Below are 19,927 nucleotides of genomic sequence, written 5' to 3'. Positions count from 1 at the left end.
GTTCATACACGATTGCGGGCTAGTACTTCAAGGCTCCTTTGTCGACCGGGATCTGGTTGCCCGACAATGTGCCCGAACCGTCACCGGCCAACCACACGACGACCTCGGATACCTCATCCGGGGTCATGAACCCCTTGGGCTGCAACGGCATTGGCGGGAAACTATGCACATAGCCGGGATGCGCGGCGAACAGCTTCATCATCACCGGCGGTTCAATCATCGGGGTGTCGACGGAGTAGGGATGGATGGAGTTGACCCGGATGCCGAATTCGCCGAGCTCGATCGCGAGCGTGTTCGTCAATGCCACGAGTCCGTGCTTACTCGCCGCGTAGTGACCATTGCCCGGCGTCGCCTTCACACCGGCCGACGAGCTGACGACCACAATCGAGCCGCCGTTGCCAGCCTCGATCATCGCGGGCACGGTAGCGCGCAACGTCCGCCACGTGCCGGTCAGGTTGACGCCGATCACCGTGTCCCACTGCTCATCGGTGAGTTCCCAGAGCCGGCCCCAACCCAGCACGCCAGCATTGGCCACCACAATGTCGAGCCGGCCCAACTGCTCGACCCCGTCGGCCACCAACTGCTGCAACGTCGCGCCATCGCGAATGTCCACCGCACGCGCCAACACCTTGCGGCCTTCTGCCTCCACAGCTCGAACCGTCTCGTTGAGCTGTTCGGGACTGGCCGGCGGGTAGGTCACGCAGTCGGATGCTGCCGCGCAGATATCCAGCGCGATGATGTCGGCACCTTCCCGGGCGAGCCGGACGGCGTGAGCGCGTCCTTGCCCACGAGCAGCTCCGGTAATAAATGCCACCCGGCCCAGCAGTGATCCCGTTCGTGCCGCCACAGCGGACCCCCTTTCGCCGGGTGCCAGGCTAGCAGCGAAACTGAAACACGTTCTAAACCCCAGCAACGATGCGCCCGGGGGGCTCAGATCTCGGCGATGATCTCCGCGCGCTTGCTGTGGTATTCCTGCTCGGTCAAGGCGCCGCTTGTTCGCAGCGAGTCCAACTCGGCAAGCCTTTCGGCGATCGACGGTTGTGGGCCTTCGGGCGCCGGCTGGGCGCTCGGAGTCGGGGTCTGTTGCTGCGCCGCTCGGCGTACCACCGCGTGAATCTGCTGCCGCAACGCAGGATTTGAGCGGATGTCAACCATTCGGTTGAGCGGAATATTGTTTGCCTTGAGAATCTGCAGGATCTCCATCAGCGGGCCCGCTTGCCCGCTCAAGTCGTAGGTCTGGTTGTCTTCAGCGACGGTAAACTGAGCGGGCACCAGACCATTGACTAACGCGCTTCGTTCCCAGTCGATGTGGTACTGCCCAGTGGTGGGATTGACCAGGACCACAAGTTTGCGCGCGGTGAGGTTGCCGAGCCGCGTCACGCTGGCGATGACCCGGTCTTCGGTATCGAACGGCGCAATGCCGGGGCCGGAGATGTGGAGGTGTACCTTCACCAGCGGCCGGTCGTTGATGCGTGTCCCCGTCTCGGTGAGCCCGGTGATTTGTGCCAGCGCCAGCACTCCGCTCTGTTCCAATTCGGCCCGCTTGGCGGACGTCTTCGCGCCCCAATTGGTCAGCGCAAGGGCGATCACTACATCCGCGACCGTTATCAGCAGACCGACGTAGAACATCCACGACAGTAGGCTGCCCAGACCGAGGGTGAAGTAGACGACCAGGAAGATCGGCCCGACCAGGCCTCCGCACAACAGCACCAATAGCTGCATCTTGATGTAGCGCGCCAACACCTACCTGCTCCTCGCCTTGCCGGGAAACTCATGCCAAGAAGTTCGTGTCAGAGTAACGCTCGCAGGGCGTGCGTGAGCGACGTACTGGCGGCGGCGATCCGGCCCCGACGAGGACGAGCGCATAGCATTGCGCCCGGATCGCCGCTGTCGGCGATCCGGGCGCAATGACAAATCCGGCTAGCGCAACCTACTTGATGATCTTGGTGACCCGGCCGGCGCCGACCGTGCGGCCCCCCTCGCGGATCGCGAAGCGCAGACCTTCGTCCATGGCGACGGGCTGAATCAGCTTGACCGAGATGTTGGTGTTGTCGCCAGGCATCACCATTTCAGTTCCCTCCGGCAGCGTCACCACGCCAGTTACGTCGGTGGTACGGAAGTAGAACTGCGGACGGTAGTTGTTGAAGAACGGCGTGTGCCGGCCACCTTCGTCCTTGGCCAGGATGTAGACCTGGCCTTCGAACTCGGTGTGCGGGGTAGTGGTGCCGGGCTTGGTCACGACCTGGCCACGTTCGACGTCCTCACGCTTCACACCACGCAGCAACAAACCGACGTTGTCGCCGGCCTGCCCCTGGTCGAGCAGCTTGCGGAACATCTCCACGCCGGTGACGGTCGTCTTGGTGGTGTCCGGGCGGATACCGACGATCTCGACTTCCTCGTTGATGTTGATGATGCCGCGCTCGACACGACCGGTAACAACGGTGCCGCGGCCGGTGATCGTGAAGACGTCCTCGACTGGCATCAGGAACGGCTTTTCGGTGTCGCGCACCGGGTCCGGAATCGAGTCGTCGACCGCTTCCATCAGTTCCTCGACCGACTTGACCCACTTCGGGTCACCCTCGAGGGCCTTGAGCGCCGAGACGCGGACGACCGGGGCTTCCTCGTCGAACTCCTGGGCGGCCAGCAGCTCGCGGACCTCCATCTCGACGAGCTCAATGAGCTCCTCGTCGTCAACGGCGTCAGCCTTGTTCAGGGCCACCAGGATGTACGGCACGCCCACCTGACGTGCGAGAAGCACGTGCTCACGAGTCTGCGGCATCGGGCCGTCAGTGGCGGCGACCACCAGGATCGCACCATCCATCTGGGCGGCACCGGTGATCATGTTCTTGATGTAGTCGGCGTGACCCGGGGCGTCAACGTGTGCATAGTGACGCTTGTCGGTCTGGTACTCCACGTGCGCGATGTTGATGGTGATACCGCGCTGACGCTCCTCGGGGGCGTTGTCGATCTGATCGAACGCCTTCGACTCGTTCAGCTCGGGATACTTATCATGCAGCACCTTGGTGATAGCCGCGGTCAGGGTGGTCTTGCCGTGGTCAACGTGACCGATGGTCCCGATGTTGACGTGGGGCTTGGTCCGCTGGAACTTCGCCTTCGCCACTTCTATGTCCTCCTGGACTTGTTGGTGCTTAAAAAAGCAGTTTCGATGTTTTCAGTTATGCCGCGGCAGTAACCGGGCCAGGTTACTCCCTGTCGCTAAGATGCCGATCGCTCGGCTCCTCACTCCTGAGCTTGTCCCGACTGCTCGGCTCCTTACTCGTGAGCTTCGCTCACTCGCCGTCGCCTCGCCGCTCACTCGCCCGTCGCCTTCGCGATGATCTCCTTCGACACGTTCGCCGGCACTTCGGAGTACGAGTCGAACACCATGGAGTAGTTCGCCCGGCCTTGAGTCTTTGACCGCAGGTCGCCGACGTAGCCGAACATTTCCGACAGCGGCACATGCGCCTGGACGACGCGTGCCCCGCTCCGCTCCTCCATGGCCTGGATATGACCACGGCGGGAGTTCAGGTCGCCGATCACGTCGCCCATGTAGTCCTCGGGCGTCGTCACCTCGACAGCCATAATAGGTTCCAGGATCACCGGCTGGGCCTGCCCAGCTGCCTTCTTCATCACCTGCGAACCAGCGATCTTGAAGGCCATCTCCGAAGAGTCGACCTCGTGAAAGGCACCATCGAGCAGAGTGACCTTCAGGTTCACCAGCGGGTAACCCGCCAGGACCCCGTACTGCATCGCGTCCTGTGCACCGGCATCGACCGACGGGATGTACTCGCGTGGGACGCGACCGCCAGTGACTTTGCTCTGGAATTCGTACGTCGCGCCGTCTTCGCCGGTGAACGGCTCGAGTTTGATGATCACCTTGGCGAACTGGCCCGAACCACCGGTCTGCTTCTTGTGCGTGTACTCGACGCTCTCGACCACGCGGCGGATGGTCTCCTTGTACGCGACCTGTGGCTTGCCGACGTTGGCCTCGACCTTGAATTCCCGCCGCATCCGGTCGACCAAGATGTCCAGGTGCAGCTCACCCATGCCACCGATCACGGTCTGACCGGTCTCCTGATCGAGATGCACCTTAAAGGTCGGATCTTCTTCCGCGAGCTTTTGAATCGACAGACTCAGCTTTTCCTGGTCGCTCTTCGTCTTGGGCTCGATAGCCACCTCGATCACCGGATCGGGGAAGGTCATCGACTCCAGCACGATCTGCTGGTTCGGATCGCTCAGCGTGTCGCCGGTGGTGGTGTCCTTGAGGCCAATCACCGCGTAGATGTGGCCGGCACTGGCGGTGTCGACCGGGTTCTCCTTATTGGAGTGCATCTGGAACAGCTTGCCCAGGCGTTCCTTCTTGCCTTTGGTGGCGTTGATGACCTGGCTGCCAGAGTCAACCTTGCCGGAGTACACCCGGACGTAGGTCAGCTTGCCGAAGAACGGATGTGTCGCGACCTTGAACGCCAGCGCCGAGAACGGCTCGTCGGTCGAGGGCTTGCGCAGGATTTCCTGGTCCTCCTTGCCGGGCGGGTGGCCCAGCGCCGGTGGCACATCCAGTGGCGAAGGCAGGTAGTCGATAACCGCATCGAGCATCGGCTGCACGCCCTTGTTCTTGAAGGCGCTGCCGCACAACACCGGGTAGGCCTCCGAGCTGATCGTCAGCTTGCGGATCGCGCCCTTGATCTCGGCGACGGTGAGTTCCTCGCCGCCAAGGTATCTCTCCAACAGTTCCTCGTCGGTTTCGGCAACCGCCTCGAGCAGCTTGGTGCGGTACTCGTCCACCTTCTCGGCCAGTTCGGACGGGATTTCGACGGTGTCGTACGTCTCGCCAAGCTTGGTCTCGCCGCGCCACACCTTGGCGTTCATCTCGACTAGGTCGACGACACCTTCGAAGTCCCCCTCGGAGCCCACGGGCAGCTGGATCGGAAGGACGTTGGCGCCCAGGCGCTCCTCCATGGTCTTCACCGAGAAATAGAAATCGGCGCCGATCTTGTCCATCTTGTTGACGAAGCAGATCCGCGGGACGTCATACTTGTCGGCCTGCCGCCAGACCTGCTCGGATTGCGGTTCGACACCTTCCTTGCCGTCGAACACTGCGACGGCGCCATCGAGAACACGCAGCGAGCGCTCGACTTCAACCGTGAAATCGACGTGACCGGGCGTATCGATGATGTTGATCTGGTTGTCATTCCAGAAGCAGGTGGTGGCTGCGGAGGTGATGGTGATGCCGCGCTCTTGCTCCTGCTCCATCCAGTCCATGGTGGCGGCACCGTCGTGCACCTCACCGATCTTGTAGCTGATCCCGGTGTAGTAGAGGATGCGCTCCGTCGTCGTGGTCTTGCCGGCGTCGATGTGCGCCATGATCCCGATGTTGCGGACCTTCGTCAGGTCGGTCAGCACGTCCTTCTGTGCCACAGAAGTCTTCCCACTCTTTCGGTTTGCTAGTTAGCTATCTATCGCTGTCGGTTGTTGCGTGACGGCCTTCTCGGTGATGTCGCCGCTTCCGCGGCTGTGGGCACGGCGATGGTTTTTACCAGCGATAATGCGCAAAGGCGCGGTTCGCCTCGGCCATCTTGTGCGTGTCTTCGCGTCGTTTCACCGAAGCCCCGAGGCCATTGCTGGCATCGAGGATCTCATTCGCCAAGCGCTCGATCATCGTCTTCTCTCGCCGTTGCCGCGAATAGCCGACCAGCCAGCGCAACGCCAACGTGGTCGACCGGTCGGGGCGCACCTCGACCGGCACCTGATAGGTCGCGCCGCCGACGCGACGGCTGCGCACTTCCAGGGCAGGCTTGACGTTGTCGAGAGCGCGCTTGAGGGTGACGACCGGGTCGGTGCCGGTCTTGTCGCGGGCGTGCTCAAGCGCTCCATACACAATGCGCTCGGCTAGCGATTTCTTCCCCTTCAACAGGACCTTGTTCACCAGCTGGGTGACCAGCAGCGACCCGTAGACGGGGTCGTTGACCAGCGGACGCTTGGGCGCGGGCCCCTTGCGCGGCATTAGCTCTTCTCCTTCTTGGCGCCGTAACGGCTGCGAGCCTGCTTGCGGTTCTTCACGCCCTGCGTGTCAAGCGAACCGCGGATGATCTTGTACCGCACACCGGGCAGGTCCTTGACCCGACCGCCACGCACCAACACCATCGAGTGCTCTTGGAGGTTGTGACCCTCACCAGGGATGTAAGCCGTGACCTCGACCTGACTTGTCAGCTTCACGCGAGCAACCTTTCGAAGAGCCGAGTTCGGCTTCTTCGGAGTGGTGGTGTACACGCGAGTGCACACGCCACGGCGCTGCGGGCTGCCCTTCAAAGCCGCGGTCTTGACCTTTGCGATCTTGTCCCGACGACCCTTGCGGACCAGCTGCTGAATGGTTGGCATCTACCGGCTTTCTCTATTGCGCGTTCACGTTCTCGTTGTGCCCTGCCTCGGAATAAACCCCGTACCCCGCGACCGGGCGTGTCGCATTTGCGTGCCCCGAACATATCCGTCTTATCCGTTGCACCGTGGACATGCGAATTGGCCCGGCATCCACGCCTTTACGTCAGGCGCTGTAGGCCGCCAGGCACGAGCCACTACAATACCCGCCGTCGGTCTGGCAGGTCAAAGCGGTGTCGCCGGGCACTCCCGATCCACCATCGTCGCCACGCAGAATGCTCGCCGAGCCCTGGGAGGTCGGCCTGTTCTGTGCCCTTTCGGGCCCTCGTGAGGCCCTCGTGAGGCCGGTGGCGCGCAGTTGGTGCTAGACCGGCTTGGTCTCGCCGTGGGCAGTGCGTGTGCTCATTCCAGCCGCCAGGCGGAGCACCATGTCGGTGAACACCGCATCGGTGTCGACGTCGTCCATGACACCAGTCATCTCCAACAAGACGAACCCGTGCATTGCCGACCAAAACTCCAGCGCAGCATAGAAAGCCTCTTCGCCATCGAGGCCATAGGAGGACAACACCGCGATAACTGGTCCGGCCGCGCCCCTGGTCGCGGCGGTGTACTCAGGGTCCTCGCCGCCAAGCGGCATCCGGGTGAACGCCGAATACCGCCCAGGGTGGTGATGGGCGTAGCTGCGGTAGGCACCAGCCATGACCAATACCGCGTCGTCTCGGGCGCGCCCCTCGCCAACCCTGTTCAGCATCGTGATGATGTCGTCGATGACGCGAATCCGCACCGCGCGGCGCAGGTCTTCCAGGCTCTCCACATGGTTGTACAGCGACGGCCCCTTGGTCCCGAGCTGTGTCGCCAGCGCATTGATGGTTAGCGAGTCCCAACCCTCCCGGTCCAGGAAATTCAGGGCGCCGTCGACGATGCTGTCGCGGCTCAGCTTGGCCGGGCGGGCGATGGCCTTGCCCGCTTTCGCGGCGCGGGCACGGCCGCCCGCTGTCGGTGGTTCCGGCGAAGCTGCCATGACCGCCCTTCGGTGGACTCTAGGGATAGCGAAGAACTCTAGTTGCCAGTGTCACGCTAGCTGGGTCAGCTAGTTCGCTGTTCGAGATTGTGCCTTTGCAGCCGATATCTGCAATGAGACCGGTCGCCCCGAGGATCGACCCAACTGGCTCAAGAGCAGCGTGATCACCACCCGTGACCACTGCTAAGGCCGATCCATAGCGGGCGACTTGTGGTCGGGTGACACCAAGAGGGCGCGAACTAAGCCACGCGGACCGAATGGGCGCAGCATCTGACTCGATGGGCGCGGCCGCACTCGTTGCGGCCACCAGAACCAGCGTCCGAGCAATGCGGCAATGGGCGGCGTCATAACCGCGCGCACGATCAGCGTGTCGAACAGCAGTCCCAAACCTATGGTGTGCCGATCTGGCCGATAATCCGCACATCGCTGAACACAACGAGGGACATGGTGACAGCGAAAACCATGCCGGCAGCGGTCACCACGCCCCCAGTACCAGCCATCGCGCGAATGATTCCGGTATTCAAACCGCCAGGTTGTGACCCCCCCAGATTGCATCCGCGTCGCCGCGATACCGGGCGATGAACATGACCGCATGGTCGCTGTCGTCCTCTTCGTCAGCGTCGGACTTCTTGGGCGGCATCGGCTTGTGGAACCGCACTCGCGCGAGGTTCGGTCTGAACGGCTTGTTCGTCGGCAGCGCGCTCATCAGCATCGCAGCCGGAATGCTTTCCATCGCATGCCATCTGGCCGGATCGCGGCCCAACCTCGTCGCCATCGGTCTCGTGATTTCACTTGCGGCGATTGCCAATCAAAATGTGTTCACGGCAGCCCAACTATGGATTTCGCACTACGTTGAGCCAGCCGAGCGAATCTTCCTCATCGCCTTTGGACAGCTCGTCGTCAGCGCTGGCCAAATAGGTTTGAGTATTGCGCTGGGCCTGATGGCCGCAAACCACGATGCGGTGTGGCCGGTGGTGATAGTCCTGCCGCTGAATCTGACGGCTGGATTCGCGGCGAAGCGGCTCGCACCTGCTGACTCTGTCGACAGGGGCAGCCGAACCGAAGCCGATGGTGGCGATCATCGGAATCGATGAGAAGGGTTGGGGCCGAAAGTACGGCGCGCCGTCGAATTGCCTTTCGTGGTTGGGATCGACCGGGTCTATCGCCTTTGGCGGATTGGGTCTGTCGTCGCACCGCCGAATGCACGTAAGCTCTGTCCAGGGCTCCATCGAGTAGAGACCCACAGGCGAAGGGCGGCCAGCAGTGAATGGGAAGACCCTGGCCGGATCGGCAGCTATCTGTGCCATCGCCATCGCGGCGACACTGGCTGCCCCACCGCCGGTCGCCCATGCCAAGAACGGCGATACCCACGTGGTAGGCGAGGGCATCGAGCGAGTGGTGGATTGCAACGATTCCACCCTGTTCGTCAATGGCACGGAAAACATGGTCACCGCGCTGGGAACCTGCTGGGCGGTGACCGTGATGGGCTCCTCCAACACCGTTATCGCCGACACCATCATCAATGACATCACGGCCTACGGCTGGGACGAGACGGTGTTTTTCAAGAACGGTGACCCGTTCATCTGGGACCGTGGCCGCGAATTGGGCATGGTCAACCGGCTCCAGCGGGTCGGTAGCTAGCGCCGGCCCGCCGCGTTCGTTTCCTACTCCGCCGCCACACCGGGAAGTCGAGGATCAATGCCCGCCCAACGGATTTCCGACTCATCGCGGCCAGCTGCAGTGGCGCTGGTCTTCGTCGCGCTAGGGCTGGCCGGCTGCAGCTCGACAGCCAATCCACCGGCAACAACGACGCCGCCCGGACCCACGCTGACCACGACGGTTCCCAGCGGCGCTACCGCCCCACCCACGCCCACGACTGGCGGAACCACAACCGCTTCGATCGAGATCGGCAACACACTGAACTACGGATCCATCGCGACTACCGCCACGATCGACTGCGCCGATGGCAAATCCCTGAACGTCGGCGGCTCGGACAACACTCTCACCGTGACCGGCACGTGCGCGACGGTGACCATCGGCGGCACAAACAACAAGATCGCTTTCGACGAGATCGACGAGCGCCTCAGCGTGGTGGGGATCAACAACACCATCACTTACCACAGTGGCGACCCGACGATCGACAACCTCGGGGCGGGCAACAGCATCGAGCGGCAGTGAACCGCTAGGCGTGTTCGTCACGGCCCGCGAGGGCGCCGTGGCGGCCCGCGCCCGCGGCGAACCGTCCGGCCCCCGCCATTGCCTCGCCAGACACTCGCGAAATGCTGGCAAACTCAAGGTCGAGCGCCGCGGACTCCGGTAGTCCCCACTGGTGCAACGCCGAGAGCCGGTCCGATCGCATGCACTGCTGCGGTAGGGCGGCCAGTTCGGCCGCCAACTCTTCGGCGGCCCGCCGCGCTTGACCTTTGGGTACCACGCGATTGGCCAACCCCATGGTGAGCGCTTCCGCCGCCGATACACCACGGCCGGTGAGAATCATGTCCATCGCCCGGCTGTGGCCGATCAACCGTGGCAGGCGCACGGTGCCGCCGTCGACGAGCGGCACCCCCCATCGGCGGCAGAAGACGCCGAACACGGCATCCTCCTCAGCCACCCGCAGATCGCACCACACCGCCAACTCCAGGCCGCCGGCAACTGCATAGCCACTGACCGCGGCGATCACCGGTTTGGACAGCACCATGCGACTGGGACCCATCGGGCCCGGGCCGGTCCGATGCACCGCGTTGGCCTCCGGCGTGCCGAACGCTTTCAAATCAGCGCCCGCGCAAAAGGTGCCGCCCGCCCCCCAGAGCACAGCCACCGAAGCCCCGTCGTCACGCTCGAACTCCTCGAACGCGGCGTACAGTGCCGCGGCGGTCGGGCCGTTGACGGCGTTACGCGATGCTGGCCGATTGAGAATCACCGTCGTCACCCGACCAGTGCGCTCGACCAATACCAGATCGCTCATGTCGCCTCCAGGAGTTGGTTCTCATGTCGTCGTTCCGCCAGATCGGTGGCGAAGTCATGGTATGCCGCGCGCACTCGGGCGCCCGGCCAAGCGTCGGGCAGCAGCTCCTCCGGCAGCATCGGATCGGTGAGTAGGTGCCGCACCATCGCCGCGGCCACCCCGAAACGCCCGGGAATATCGTCGGCCTCGGTCATCTGGGCCATCTCGTCGAGCAACTGGTGGCCCACCGTGGCCCAGCCGGGTAAATCCCATAGCTGCCCGGCCAGTTGAGCGGGTGCGTTGTCGCGTGCGGTCAGTACCCGTACCCGAGTCGCAACGTCGCGTTCCAGGTCGAGGTCAAGGTTGTCGGGCCGCATCCACACTCCCTCACGCAGCTCGCCGAAACGCTTGCGATGCATGCTGGTTCGCAGCGCGGCCCGAGCGCGGGCATCGGTGCCGACGCTCGTGACGATCAGGATGTACCAGTTACCGTCCCACGCGCGGGTCGGTGGGCGCATCGCCTCGTCCTGGCGACGCTGACGGGCTAGCAATCGCTCCGAAAGCCGGTAGCCGTCTGCAGATCGAATCAGGTCGCCGGCACTGACCATGCGGGTCAACGCGACCCGCAAGGTCGTCTCCCTGATGCCGAAATCGGCTGTCAAGCGGATCAATTCACTAACCCTGGCCCACGCCGGATGAGCGCCGAGCAACACGCTGAGCACCACCGACCGGGCAGTCATGGTGGGCATGGTCTACCCCTGGCCTGAACCTGCGACGCCGGATTGCCCCCGGCGGCCATAGTCGCCGAACGGCTCGTCGCGGTGGCGCACCGCATCCCGGAACCCGTGTTGGACGGCGTCGGCGACGAATGCGTGCCCCTCCGGCGTGTGTCGAGCGGCACCGTCGAAAACCGTGCTGACCATCCGGCTGGTGGCCACACCCTGTTGCAGCAGGGCGGAATTGAGCGCGAGCTTGATCATGATCAGCTGGTTGACCGGCAGCGCGGCGATCCGCTCCACCAGTTGCTCGGTGCGCTGGTCAAGGTCTTTCGGATCCGGCGCCTCGACCGCCAGGCCCCACTCGGCGGCCTGCGCGCCGGTGATGCAATCGCCGGTGAACAACAGACGTTTGGCGCGCTGGTCGCCGAGCCGGTGCGCCCACAGTCCCGCCGCCGGAACCCCCCACACTCTCGTCGGCGGATAGCCGATCTTGGCATCGGCGGCAGCAATCACCTGATCGGCGTGCAGAGCGATGTCCGTACCACCGGCCACGCAATAGCCGTGAATCTTGACCACCGTGGGCTTGTCGGCATGCATCAAGCTGGAAAACCCGCGCACGAAGCGGCTCATCATCTGGTAGTCGACCATCGGGTCCCAGGGTTGGTTCGGCAAGTGATTGACGGCCTGAGTCTTGCCGTCAAGCACGGTACCTCGGTAGACGTCGCTAGCCCCCGAGGAGACCGACTGTTCGGCGTAGGCGGACAAGTCGAAGCCCGCGCAGAAACCTTCACCCCGCCCCGACACCAGAATCACATGCACGCCAGGATCGAGATCGGCCTGTTCTACCAGCGCCGAAAGCTCCAGCGGCGTATCGGCGATAATCGCGTTGCCCTTCTCCGGCCGGTTGAAAGTGATCCGCGCGACCCGGTCGGTGACCTCGTAGGTCATGGTCTTCAGGTCGTCCACGTCGACCCGCCCGATCGTGTGATTCATCTGTTCCGCGGCCCGCTGCTCAGCCTTTTACCAGGGCACGCTCGAGGATCGGTGCGAGATCCAGCCCGGCCGGCATGGTGCCGAACGCCCCGCCCCATTGCCCGTCGAGGCGGGTCGCCAGGAAGGCTTCGGCGACCGCAGGATGCCCGTGGCGCACCAACAGCGAACCCTGCAGCGCCAAGCAGATGTCTTCGGCGACCTTGCGCGCGCGGTAGGCAATGGTCTCCAGATCGCCCAGTTGCCCACGCAGCAACTCGACGTAGCTGTCTAGCCTGGGGTCCTGACCGGAGCTATGGGCCAACTCCGCGAAGAGCACTTCAACGCATTCGGGCCGAGTTGCCATGGCACGCAACGTGTCCAGCGCGCTGACATTGCCCGAACCCTCCCAGATGCCCATCAGCGGCGCCTCGCGGTACAGCCGCGGCATCCCGGACTCCTCGACATAACCGTTGCCGCCCAAGCACTCCAGTGCTTCGGCGGCGTGCGGCGTCGCGCGCTTACACACCCAGTACTTGCTAGCAGCCAGGCCGATGCGGCGCAGCAGCGCTTCGGTCTCGTTGCCGCGCGCCGCATTGTCGGTGGCACCGGCCATCCGCATCGCGACGATGGTGGCGGCCTCGGCCTCCACCGCCAGGTCTGCCAGCACATTGCGCATCAGCGGCTGGTCAATCAGATACGTACCGAAAGCCTTTCGGTGCTGGGCATGATGGGTGGCCCGCGTCAGCCCCGTGCGCATGCTGGTCGCGCTGCCCAGCGTGCAGTCCAGCCGGGTGAGGTTGACCATCTCGATGATCGTTGGGACGCCACGGCCTTCTTCGCCGACCAGCCATGCGGTGGCACCGTCGTATTCCACCTCACTCGACGCGTTGGCACGGTTACCCAGCTTGTCCTTGAGCCGCTGCAAGAGCATCCGGTTGCGGGTGCCGTCGGGCAATACCCGGGGCAGTAGGAAGCACGACAGCCCGCCGGGCGCCTGCGCGAGTACCAGAAAGATGTCGCACATGGGCGCCGAGGTGAACCACTTGTGGCCGGTCAGGCAATACGTGCCGTCGGCGTTGGGAGTCGCCGCGGTAGTACCGGCTCGCACATCGGAACCGCCCTGCTTCTCGGTCATCGACATGCCCGCGGTGACGCCGGGCTTTGTTGTGGCCAGCTTCAACTCCGGGTCGTAGAACCGACTGGTCAGCAACGGTTCGTAGACTGCAGCCAGCTCGGGGGCGTATCGCAGCGCCGGCACGACGGCATAGGTCATCGAGATGGGGCACATATGGCCCGGCTCGACCGTCCAGACCGATGTCTTCGCCGCGCGCACCACGTGGGCACCCGGGCGCTCGTCGGCCCACGGCGCGGCGTGCATGCCGTGGGCAATCGCTGTGCGCATCAGCTCGTGGTAGGCCGGGTCGTATTCCACCTCGTCGACTCGGTGCCCGCGGGAGTCGTGGGTATGCAGCACCGGCCGGTTGCGGTCGGCGAGGTCACCCCAGCGCTGGGCTTGGAGGCTGGCCGAGATCGCGCCAACCTCGTTGACCTCTTCGAGGCCCCACTGCCCACCCTCGCGAATCAACGCCTCGACGAGCACGGCAGAGGACGCGGGGTTGTGGTCGCGCAGCGGAGGAACTTGGTTGGTGACGACGTGGGTATCGGGCATGCCACCAATGTTACATTTCTTCTACAGTTGGACAAGAGTTGTAATGGGATGGGTGATCTCACCCGGAATTGGCCGAAAAGAACTGCCAGAGCATCTGGGTGGCAAAGGACGGCCATTGATGACCGGCCCCATCGACGGTGACCAGTGCGACGCTGCGATTGTCCGGGCAGGTGGCCCTCGACGTGGTGACCAGACCGTCGGTGGTGGCCACTGGAGGGCTACAGCGGTCGACGTTGCGCCAGAACGCATTGAGGGCGGGCACCGGTGGACCATCGATGTGCGCGAACCCGGAACCGGGCTCGCCGGTGTAGTACACGCGCGGATCATTTGTGCCATGAATATGCATGACCGACACCGAATGCGGGGCGTGACACGGATCGAGTTGGGTACCCGCGACTGGGCCAATCCCCGCGAATATGCCGGTATTGCAAGCCAGGGTGTAGGACATGATCGCGCCATTGCTCATCCCCGTGGCATAGACCTTTGTGGGGTCGATGCTGACGTTGTCGGCAATGTCGGCGACGGCGGCGACCAAGTAGCCCAGGTCGTCGACACCTTCGCGTGCGGCCCGTCCGCAGCAGCCTCCGCCATTGGTGTTCCAGGCGCGGTAGAGGCCGTCTGGATAGGCGACGACGAATTTTTCGGAGTCGGCTAATTCGTTCCAGCCGTAGGATCTTTCGGCCTGGGCGGCGTTGCCGAAACCGCCGTGCAGCATGACGACGAGTGGGGCTGAAGGTGGCAATCCCACGGGCTTGTAGAGCCGGTAGGTGCGGTCGACTCCACCGACGCTGATCGTGTGGATGCTCGTGCCGTTCCCAAACCCCATCGGCGGAGTGCGCGGCGAGCAGCCGAGAATCGCGCCAGAGAGTAGACCGAGCAACGCTACGAAGACGCCGAGCGACGCGCCGACCCGATGGCGCGCGGGCCGACGTGTGACCGAGAGGTCAGCGGCTGGTCTTTTCTCGCAGAAAGGCGATGTCATCTTTGCGGCCCTCGTCCGCGGTTTCGCAGATAACGGGTGCGTCGGCGGCCTTGACCGCGGCCACCAACAGCGCGGGGTCGATGTGCCCGCTGCCCAGATTGGCGTGGCGGTCGCGGCCTGAACCCGCCTCGTCCTTGGAGTCGTTGCAATGCACCAGGTCGATGCGGCCCGTGATGGCTTTGATGCGATCCACGGCATCGACCAGCGCCTCACCAGCCGCCCAGGTGTGACACGTGTCGAGGCAGAAGCCGATGCCGGTATCGCCGACGACATCCCAGAGCCTGGCGATGATGTCGAACCGGCGGGCCATCGCGTGGTCGCCGCCCGCCGTGTTCTCCATATACACCGGAACCTCGGTTTCCAACCGGTCGAGCGCCTTGCGCCAACGCTGGAAACCCTCGTCAAGGTCCTGGTGATCGGCAACATGCCCGCCGTGCACGATCACCGCTGCGGCACCGATATCTGCGGCCGCGTCGCAGGTCTCCTGCAAGATCTTGCGCGACGGGATCCGCACGCGATTGTTCGCCGACGCTACGTTGATCAGATAGGGCGCATGCACGTAAATCGGCAACGCCGCAGTTCGCAGGGCGGCGGCGTCCTCGCGGGGCTTGGGCGCCTTCCAGCTCTGCGGGTTGCCGAGGAAAATCTGTACGACGTCAGCGCCTTCTGCCTGCGCTGCGGCCAGCGGATCACGCGGGCTGACATGGGAACCAATGAGCACCAGACCAGTCTAGAGCGGGTCGAACAGCCCCGACTGGGTGTTCGACGGCACCAACTGCGCCCCGGCGGCCGGGCACCGGAACCCGCCAGGCGATCCGCTATAGAATTTGTCAGCGCGAACTACGATTTCTGGTATGAGCGGTCAGCGGACCTACAGGCAGAACTGCGGCTTGGCGCGAGCTCTCGACGTGCTGGGTGAGCGGTGGACCATCCTCGTGGTTCGGGAGCTGTGCATGGGACCGCGCAGGTACAAAGATCTCCTTGAGGCGCTTCCAGGGATCGGAACCAACATGCTGGCGGCTCGCCTCAAGACCTTGGAGAGCTCGAAAGTGATTCGGTCCGTGGTGCTGCCGCAACCGGCTTCGACGCGCGCGTACGAATTGACGGATCTGGGCGCAAAATTGCGCCCGATTCTCGGCCAGCTCGGTGTGTGGGGCTTCCAACTCGATGTCCCTATCGACGATGACGCCGAGTCGCGCGCGTCGTGGTTGATGCAGGCGATGCTGGCCACGGCCGATCCAGCCGAGGCCGCTGCCCTCGATGCCATCGTCGAGGTGCGGGCCGGCACCGAGCTCATGTGGATCAAGGCAGACAGCGGCGGAGTGGATCTGCGATGCGGCACCGCCGGTGTCGGCCCCGACCTGGTCATCGACACGGATTTGCCGACGTTTATCGCGCTGGCTTTCGGCGGCCTGTCGCCCACCCAGGCCGTCAAGAACGGGGCGCTCCGTGTGGGCGGCAATCGCAAGCTCTTGTCCAAGTTCTTTCACGCATTCCGGATTCGGCGGCCTTCGAGCCACTGACCGATCGCCGGGTTCGGTTGGCCGGCTACGACACTTGTAAATCATATAGTGTCGACTTACGATAAATATATCTAAATCAGGTGTTCCGCTATGGATGACGGTGAGGTGCAAGATCGTGTCCTCGTTGACCCCAAGTGATCTCGCTTTTCTTCCAGCCACCGAACAACTCGCCGCGTTGGCCGCAAAGGAGGTCTCCAGCACCGAACTGGTCGAGCTCTATCTTTCCCGTATCGATACCCACAACCCATCGCTCAATGCGATCGTCACGCTCGACGCCGAGACGGCGCGACGTGATGCCAAGAACGCCGACACGGCCCGCGCACGCAGCCAACCCCTCGGTCGCCTGCATGGCCTGCCGATCACCGTCAAGGACAGCTACGAAACAGCCGGCATGCGGACGGTCTGCGGGCGCCCCGACCTCGCCGGCAACTTACCCACCGAGGACGCTGTGGCCGTTGCCCGATTACGCAACGCCGGGGCGATCATTCTCGGAAAGACGAACATGCCGACCGGTAATCAGGACGTGCAGACCAGCAACCCGGTCTTTGGACGCACCAACAATCCGTGGGACCTTTCACGCACGTCCGGCGGCTCCGCCGGCGGCGGCGCCGCAGCCACCGCCGCCGGGATGACGAGTTTCGACTACGGCTCAGAGATCGGCGGTTCTACGCGGATCCCAGCCCACTTCTGCGGCCTCTACGGACACAAGGTGACATGGCGATCTGTTCCGCTGGTCGGCCACATTCCCAATGGGCCGGGAAACCCGGGGCGCTGGGGAGAGCCCGATATGGCGTGCGCCGGCGTTGTGGTGCGCGGTGCCCGCGACATCATCCCGGCAATCGAGGCCACCGTCGGGCCGATCGACCCCGGCGGGGGTTTTTCCTACACCCTGGCCCCGCCGCGGGCGACGGCGCTGGGGGACTTCCGGGTAGCCGTCTGGGTGGACGATCCAGACTGCCCTGTCGATAACGACGTGCACAGCGCGATCGACGACGTCGCCGCGGCACTGCGTGACGCCGGTGCCCGGGTCGCTGCGCATCCCGCCAGCGTCCCGGTGGACCTGAGGGCATCGCATCACGTTTTCACGAGCTTGGCGGCCGCGGCTTTCTCGATCGACCGTTCGACGATCAGCCCACTCTCTGGCGCCGCCATCGCGCTGCGCTCGATTCGCCATCCTCGAGGCGAAGCCGCCGGCATCATCCGCGCGACATCGCAGAGCCACCGTGCGTGGCTGTTTGCCGATGCGGCACGCCACGAAATCCGCCATCGCTGGCCCCGGTTCTTCGCCGACTTCGATGTGCTGCTGCTGCCGGTCACCCCCACTGCCGCGCCGGTGCACCACAACAAGGACCACGACCGCCTCGGCCGCCGCATCGGCGTGAACGGCACCTCGCGCTCCTACTGGGACCAACTCAAGTGGAACGCGTTGGCCAACATCGCCGGTGCGCCGGCGACGACGATGCCGATCACCGTCAACTCAGCCGGACTGCCCATCGGCATCCAGGTCATGGGAAGCCCTGGCGATGACCGGACCACGGTGGAGTTCGCCGCCCTGCTCACCGACGTCCTCGGGGGCTACCGGATCCCACCTCGGTACCAAACGTCGTCCGCGAGCACCACCGAGTGAGATGCACGACGCTCGTCACCGCCGACACGGCTAACCGACGCGACGAACGCGTTCGTGGACCCGACGAATAAGGTATTTCCCCGTGGGATACGTTTCCGCGGGCAGCGAGTCGTGTGGCGCCGGTGACCGTGCTGCGGTTGCGGAGGACTAGGCGATGCTTAGTGTGGGGCGCGGCATCGCCGACATCACCGGAGAGGCGGCCGACTGCGGCATGCTCGGCTACGGCAAAGCCGAGCAGCGCACCGCAGGTATTCACCTTCGGCTGAGGTCACGGGCATTTGTTTTCCAGGATGATTCCCACGACGACAACGCACGGTTGTTGCTCGTTGTGGTGGAACTGCCGTTGCCCATGCAAAACGTGAACGAGGAAGTGCTGCGCCGGCTGGCGGATTCGTACGGCGACACCTACTCGGAGCGCAACACGATGATCACCACGACGCACACGCACGCCGGTCCCGGTGGCTACTGCGGACACCTGCTCTATAACCTGACAACGAACGGTTTCCGGCCAGCAACATTCGCGGCGATTGTGGACGGAATCGTGGAATCGGTGGAACACGCACATAGCGATGTGGCGCCGGCCGAGGTGGCACTGTCGCACGGGGAGTTGCACAGCGCAAGCATCAACCGGTCTCCCTCAGCCTTCGAGCGAAACCCATCGGCTGACAAGGCGTTCTTCCCGAAGAGCATCGACCCCCACAGCACCCTCGTCCGGATCAATCGGGGTGAGCGCACGGTGGGCGCAATCCATTTCTTCGCCACCCACGGCACCAGTATGACCAACCGCAACCACTTGATCTCCGGAGATAACAAGGGCTTTGCGGCTTACCACTGGGAACGCACCGTCGACGGCGCCGACTACCTTGCCGGTCAGCCCGACTTCATCGCCGCCTTCGCACAGACCAACCCCGGCGACATGAGCCCGAACGTCGATGGGCCCCTTCCTGCCGGGTCGGCACCGGCCCGCGAACTGGAGAACACCCGCCGCACCGGAATGCGCCAGTTCGAGGACGCTTTCACACAGCTGAGCGGCGCCACGCCCATCGGCACCGGAATCGATGCCCGGTTCACGTATGTCGATCTCGGTGCGGTCCGCGTCCGCAGCGAGTACACGCCCGATGGTCAAGAGCACCATACCGGCCGGCCGATCGTGGGTGCCGCAGCGATGGCAGGCACCGACGAGGGCAAGGGGCTCCTCGGTTTTCACCAAGGACGAAACCCATTCTGGGACAGAGTATCCCGCGCCATCTACCGGCTAGCCAAGTCAGCCGGAGCGGCGCAAACGCCGAAAGGCATTGTGCTACCAGCGCGGCTGCCCAACCGCATACATCCGTTCATCCAGGAAATCGTTCCAGTCCAGCTCGTGCGGATCGGGCGCCTCTATCTGATTGGCATCCCCGGCGAGCCGACGATCGTCTCCGGGCTTCGGCTGCGCCGAACGGTCGCCTCCATTGTCGGCGCCGACTTGGCCGACGTGCTCTGCGTGGGCTACAGCAACGCCTACATCCACTACATCACGACGCCCGAAGAGTATCTTGAGCAGCGCTACGAAGGCGGCAGCACGTTGTTTGGCCGCTGGGAACTGCCCGCCCTGATGCAGACGGTGGCCCAACTTGCCGAGGCCATGCGTGACGGCCGTCCCATGCCGGACGGCTGCCGCCCGGGGCCGACCCGGCCACTGAGCTGGGCACGCAGCGCGCCGGCCGATGCCGGTTCGTTCGGAACGGTCGTCTCAGAGCCGGCGGCGGCATACCGACCGGGCGAGGCGGTAGAAGCCGTGTTCGTCAGCGCACTTCCGAATAACGACCTGCGTCGCGGCGGCACCTACCTCGAAGTCGTCCGGCTGGACGGTGACGACTGGGGTCGGGTTGCCGATGACGGCGATTGGGCAACCAGCTTCTGCTGGCGACGACACGGTCCGGCGGAGTCCCGCGTCAGCATCCGGTGGGATATTCCCGGCGACGCCACGCCCGGCCAGTACCGCATCGTGCACCACGGCGCCGCGAAGGACCGCGACGGTACGCTTCGGCCGTTCTCTGCATCGACCCGCGAATTCACGGTGGGCTGACCCGGAGCGCTCGCGGTAGCGAGCGGG

At 64.2% G+C, this 19,927-nt stretch carries 18 protein-coding genes and 2 pseudogenes; 6 read left to right on the top strand and 14 right to left on the bottom strand.

All coding sequences use genetic code 11. From position 1 onward, the window contains the following. Positions 1–19 precede the first annotated feature (19 nt). The 8 genes and pseudogenes from F6B93_RS04240 to F6B93_RS04205 all read right to left on the bottom strand — a co-directional run. A complete protein-coding gene (locus tag F6B93_RS04240) occupies positions 20–847 on the bottom strand; it encodes a mycofactocin-coupled SDR family oxidoreductase (RefSeq protein WP_211697887.1) in 828 nt (275 codons plus the stop codon). Between the two features lie 83 nt (positions 848–930). Further along, entirely contained in the window at positions 931–1,743 is an 813-nt protein-coding gene (locus tag F6B93_RS04235; protein ID WP_211697886.1) for an SHOCT domain-containing protein, read from the bottom strand. Between the two features lie 187 nt (positions 1,744–1,930). Beyond that, on the bottom strand, positions 1,931–3,121 hold the full coding sequence (gene tuf / locus F6B93_RS04230; RefSeq protein WP_211697885.1) for an elongation factor Tu: 1,191 nt from the start codon (positions 3,119–3,121) through the stop codon (positions 1,931–1,933). 191 nt (positions 3,122–3,312) lie between these two features. Next, positions 3,313–5,418, bottom strand: a complete 2,106-nt coding sequence (fusA, locus tag F6B93_RS04225) for an elongation factor G (RefSeq protein WP_211697883.1) — start codon at positions 5,416–5,418, stop codon at positions 3,313–3,315. A gap of 115 nt (positions 5,419–5,533) precedes the next feature. Further along, the gene (rpsG, locus tag F6B93_RS04220) at positions 5,534–6,004 is read right to left on the bottom strand and encodes a 30S ribosomal protein S7 (RefSeq protein WP_211697881.1); all 471 of its coding nucleotides are present in this window, start codon (positions 6,002–6,004) and stop codon (positions 5,534–5,536) included. Further along, complete coding sequence (gene rpsL / locus F6B93_RS04215) at positions 6,004–6,378, bottom strand: 30S ribosomal protein S12 (protein WP_007167812.1); 375 nt, start codon at positions 6,376–6,378, stop codon at positions 6,004–6,006. The genes rpsG and rpsL overlap by 1 nt, the downstream gene beginning before the upstream one ends. A gap of 361 nt (positions 6,379–6,739) precedes the next feature. Then, positions 6,740–7,330: a TetR/AcrR family transcriptional regulator gene (locus F6B93_RS04210; RefSeq protein WP_211699262.1), complete on the bottom strand. Its 591-nt coding sequence runs from the start codon at positions 7,328–7,330 to the stop codon at positions 6,740–6,742. Positions 7,331–7,579: 249 nt separating this feature from the next. Next, positions 7,580–7,923 (bottom strand): annotated as a pseudogene (locus tag F6B93_RS04205) (MMPL family transporter); the annotation flags it as partial. 26 nt (positions 7,924–7,949) lie between these two features. Between F6B93_RS04205 and F6B93_RS04195 the strand changes: the two are divergent. The 3 genes and pseudogenes from F6B93_RS04195 to F6B93_RS04185 all read left to right on the top strand — a co-directional run. Further along, positions 7,950–8,490: pseudogene (locus F6B93_RS04195) on the top strand (hypothetical protein); the annotation flags it as partial. Between the two features lie 169 nt (positions 8,491–8,659). Then, a complete protein-coding gene (locus tag F6B93_RS04190) occupies positions 8,660–9,037 on the top strand; it encodes a DUF3060 domain-containing protein (protein WP_211697878.1) in 378 nt (125 codons plus the stop codon). A 57-nt stretch (positions 9,038–9,094) separates the two neighbouring features. Continuing rightward, entirely contained in the window at positions 9,095–9,574 is a 480-nt protein-coding gene (locus F6B93_RS04185) for a DUF3060 domain-containing protein (protein ID WP_211697877.1), read from the top strand. A 4-nt stretch (positions 9,575–9,578) separates the two neighbouring features. On the opposite strand, the gene F6B93_RS04180 is transcribed toward F6B93_RS04185, so the two are convergent. Genes F6B93_RS04180 through F6B93_RS04155 form a run of 6 tightly spaced genes read right to left on the bottom strand, consistent with a single transcriptional unit; the run spans position 9,579 to position 15,403 of the window. Further along, the gene (locus F6B93_RS04180; RefSeq protein WP_211697876.1) at positions 9,579–10,361 is read right to left on the bottom strand and encodes a crotonase/enoyl-CoA hydratase family protein; all 783 of its coding nucleotides are present in this window, start codon (positions 10,359–10,361) and stop codon (positions 9,579–9,581) included. Further along, positions 10,358–11,089 carry a PaaX family transcriptional regulator C-terminal domain-containing protein gene (locus tag F6B93_RS04175; RefSeq protein WP_211697875.1) on the bottom strand — a complete coding sequence of 244 codons (732 nt, stop codon included), beginning with the start codon at positions 11,087–11,089 and terminating at the stop codon, positions 10,358–10,360. The genes F6B93_RS04180 and F6B93_RS04175 overlap by 4 nt, the downstream gene beginning before the upstream one ends. Before the next feature lie 3 nt (positions 11,090–11,092). After that, the gene (locus F6B93_RS04170; RefSeq protein WP_211697874.1) at positions 11,093–12,052 is read right to left on the bottom strand and encodes a crotonase/enoyl-CoA hydratase family protein; all 960 of its coding nucleotides are present in this window, start codon (positions 12,050–12,052) and stop codon (positions 11,093–11,095) included. A 19-nt stretch (positions 12,053–12,071) separates the two neighbouring features. After that, positions 12,072–13,700, bottom strand: a complete 1,629-nt coding sequence (locus tag F6B93_RS04165; RefSeq protein WP_211697873.1) for an acyl-CoA dehydrogenase family protein — start codon at positions 13,698–13,700, stop codon at positions 12,072–12,074. A gap of 58 nt (positions 13,701–13,758) precedes the next feature. After that, a complete protein-coding gene (locus F6B93_RS04160) occupies positions 13,759–14,682 on the bottom strand; it encodes an extracellular catalytic domain type 1 short-chain-length polyhydroxyalkanoate depolymerase (protein ID WP_211697872.1) in 924 nt (307 codons plus the stop codon). After that, positions 14,645–15,403, bottom strand: a complete 759-nt coding sequence (locus tag F6B93_RS04155) for a deoxyribonuclease IV (RefSeq protein WP_211697871.1) — start codon at positions 15,401–15,403, stop codon at positions 14,645–14,647. Before F6B93_RS04155 ends, F6B93_RS04160 begins: the two co-directional genes overlap by 38 nt. 133 nt (positions 15,404–15,536) lie before the next feature. Between F6B93_RS04155 and F6B93_RS04150 the strand changes: the two genes are divergently transcribed. The 3 genes from F6B93_RS04150 to F6B93_RS04140 all read left to right on the top strand — a co-directional run bounded on the left by F6B93_RS04150 (position 15,537) and on the right by F6B93_RS04140 (position 19,900). Next, on the top strand, positions 15,537–16,205 hold the full coding sequence (locus tag F6B93_RS04150; protein WP_211697870.1) for a winged helix-turn-helix transcriptional regulator: 669 nt from the start codon (positions 15,537–15,539) through the stop codon (positions 16,203–16,205). Positions 16,206–16,320: 115 nt separating this feature from the next. After that, the gene (locus F6B93_RS04145) at positions 16,321–17,832 is read left to right on the top strand and encodes an amidase (protein ID WP_246540996.1); all 1,512 of its coding nucleotides are present in this window, start codon (positions 16,321–16,323) and stop codon (positions 17,830–17,832) included. A 154-nt stretch (positions 17,833–17,986) separates the two neighbouring features. Continuing rightward, positions 17,987–19,900, top strand: a complete 1,914-nt coding sequence (locus tag F6B93_RS04140) for a neutral ceramidase (protein WP_211697868.1) — start codon at positions 17,987–17,989, stop codon at positions 19,898–19,900. Positions 19,901–19,927 lie beyond the last annotated feature (27 nt).

The organism is Mycobacterium spongiae (assembly GCF_018278905.1).
Classification (GTDB): domain Bacteria; phylum Actinomycetota; class Actinomycetes; order Mycobacteriales; family Mycobacteriaceae; genus Mycobacterium; species Mycobacterium spongiae.
This window is presented reverse-complemented; position numbering and strand designations above follow the sequence as displayed.

What these genes read in the sequence shown, in the direction of transcription:
- rpsG (WP_211697881.1), bottom strand. Translation starts at nt 6,004, where the DNA reads ATGCCGCGCAAGGGGCCCGCGCCCAAGCGTCCGCTGGTCAACGACCCC.
- rpsL (WP_007167812.1), bottom strand. Translation starts at nt 6,378, where the DNA reads ATGCCAACCATTCAGCAGCTGGTCCGCAAGGGTCGTCGGGACAAGATC.
- F6B93_RS04185 (WP_211697877.1), top strand. Translation starts at nt 9,095, where the DNA reads ATGCCCGCCCAACGGATTTCCGACTCATCGCGGCCAGCTGCAGTGGCG.
- F6B93_RS04180 (WP_211697876.1), bottom strand. Translation starts at nt 10,361, where the DNA reads ATGAGCGATCTGGTATTGGTCGAGCGCACTGGTCGGGTGACGACGGTG.
- F6B93_RS04175 (WP_211697875.1), bottom strand. Translation starts at nt 11,089, where the DNA reads ATGCCCACCATGACTGCCCGGTCGGTGGTGCTCAGCGTGTTGCTCGGC.
- F6B93_RS04170 (WP_211697874.1), bottom strand. Translation starts at nt 12,052, where the DNA reads ATGAATCACACGATCGGGCGGGTCGACGTGGACGACCTGAAGACCATG.
- F6B93_RS04165 (WP_211697873.1), bottom strand. Translation starts at nt 13,700, where the DNA reads ATGCCCGATACCCACGTCGTCACCAACCAAGTTCCTCCGCTGCGCGAC.
- F6B93_RS04160 (WP_211697872.1), bottom strand. Translation starts at nt 14,682, where the DNA reads ATGACATCGCCTTTCTGCGAGAAAAGACCAGCCGCTGACCTCTCGGTC.
- F6B93_RS04150 (WP_211697870.1), top strand. Translation starts at nt 15,537, where the DNA reads ATGAGCGGTCAGCGGACCTACAGGCAGAACTGCGGCTTGGCGCGAGCT.
- F6B93_RS04140 (WP_211697868.1), top strand. Translation starts at nt 17,987, where the DNA reads ATGCTTAGTGTGGGGCGCGGCATCGCCGACATCACCGGAGAGGCGGCC.